Source organism: Massilia niabensis (assembly GCF_042655085.1).
In the GTDB taxonomy this organism is placed as follows: domain Bacteria; phylum Pseudomonadota; class Gammaproteobacteria; order Burkholderiales; family Burkholderiaceae_D; genus Telluria; species Telluria niabensis.
In genome coordinates this window covers 1-540 of sequence record NZ_JBHSMU010000021.1, presented here as the reverse complement: position 1 = coordinate 540, position 540 = coordinate 1, and the positions used below count along the sequence as shown (strand labels likewise).

The window sequence follows — 540 nt, the reverse complement described above, 5'->3', positions numbered from 1 at the left end:
CGTAGGGTGCAAGCGTTAATCGGAATTACTGGGCGTAAAGCGTGCGCAGGCGGTTTTGTAAGTCTGTCGTGAAAGCCCCGGGCTCAACCTGGGAATTGCGATGGAGACTGCAAGGCTTGAATCTGGCAGAGGGGGGTAGAATTCCACGTGTAGCAGTGAAATGCGTAGAGATGTGGAGGAACACCGATGGCGAAGGCAGCCCCCTGGGTCAAGATTGACGCTCATGCACGAAAGCGTGGGGAGCAAACAGGATTAGATACCCTGGTAGTCCACGCCCTAAACGATGTCTACTAGTTGTCGGGTTTTAATTAACTTGGTAACGCAGCTAACGCGTGAAGTAGACCGCCTGGGGAGTACGGTCGCAAGATTAAAACTCAAAGGAATTGACGGGGACCCGCACAAGCGGTGGATGATGTGGATTAATTCGATGCAACGCGAAAAACCTTACCTACCCTTGACATGTCAGGAAGTCTTGAGAGATCAGGATGTGCCCGAAAGGGAACCTGAACACAGGTGCTGCATGGCTGTCGTCAGCTCGTG

General features: G+C 52.6%; 1 rRNA gene. It reads left to right on the top strand.

Going from position 1 to position 540, the window contains the following annotated elements:
• Nucleotides 1–540: ribosomal RNA gene (locus ACFPN5_RS25220) — 16S ribosomal RNA — on the top strand; the annotation flags it as partial.